Annotated in this window: 1 protein-coding gene; it reads right to left on the reverse strand. The window is 60.9% G+C overall.

All coding sequences use genetic code 11. The features are described 5' to 3' along the window. Positions 1 to 1,118, reverse strand: a 1,118-nt coding sequence (locus tag IB248_RS30860) for a UDP-glucose/GDP-mannose dehydrogenase family protein (protein WP_192242240.1), incomplete at its 3' end; no start/stop codon positions are given.

Raw genomic sequence — 1,118 nt, forward strand, 5'->3', positions numbered from 1 at the left:
GGGTCGCGGCCGTAGGTGATGGGGCCGATAACCTCCTTCGCCATTTCCATGCCTTCTGGATCATAGGCGTGAACGTTGGCGCCGCCATCCAGCAAGGCCTGGATGATGGTGATCGATGGCGCGTCGCGCATGTCGTCGGTGTTCGGCTTGAAGGTCAGGCCGAGGACTGCAATCTTCTTGCCGCGGACATTGCCGTCGCAGGCGGCGATGACCTTGCGGCCCATGGCGCGCTTGCGGTTGTCGTTGATCGCAACCGTGGTTTCGATAAGGCGAACCGGGCTGTCATGATCCTGTGCGGTCTTGACCAGCGCCAGCGTATCCTTGGGAAAGCACGAACCGCCGTAGCCCGGACCTGCATGCAGGAACTTGTCGCCGATGCGCTTGTCCATGCCGATGCCCTTGGCGACCTTCTGGACGTCGGCGCCGATCTGCTCGCAGAGATCGGCGATCTCGTTGATGAAGGTGATCTTCATGGCGAGGAAGGCGTTGGCGGCGTACTTGATCAGCTCGGAGGTGCGGCGTTCGCAAAAATAGAGTGGTGCTTCGTTGAGGTAGAGCGGCCGGTAAACCTCGCGCATGATTTCGATTGCGCGCGGCTCCTCAGTGCCGAGAACAATGCGATCGGGGCGCTTGAAGTCCGTGATTGCCGCGCCTTCGCGCAGAAATTCCGGGTTGGAAACGACGGAAATGTCCTTCTCGGGGAATTCTTCGCGGAAAATGCGCTCGATCTCATCGCCAGTGCCAACAGGAACCGTGGACTTGGTAACGACAACGGTGAACCCGGACACGGCGGCCGCTATCTCGCGAGCGGCGGCATAGACATAGCTCAGGTCGGCGTGGCCATCGCCACGACGTGACGGCGTGCCGACGGCGATGAAGACTACGTCCGCGTCGGCAACGGAAGGCGCCAGCTCCTTCGAAAAATCCAGGCGACCGGCGGTGCGGTTGTGGTCGATGATCGTGTCAAGGCCCGGTTCGAAGATCGGAACCTTACCGGCTTCCAATGCATCGATCTTCGCGGCCGACTTATCGACGCAGGTGACATGGTGGCCGAAATCGGCGAGGCAGGCACCGGAGACGAGGCCGACATAGCCCGAGCCAATCATCACAATACGCAT

The sequence above is a fragment of the Rhizobium sp. RHZ01 genome (assembly GCF_014851595.1).
GTDB classification, from domain to species: Bacteria; Pseudomonadota; Alphaproteobacteria; order Rhizobiales; family Rhizobiaceae; genus Rhizobium; species Rhizobium altiplani.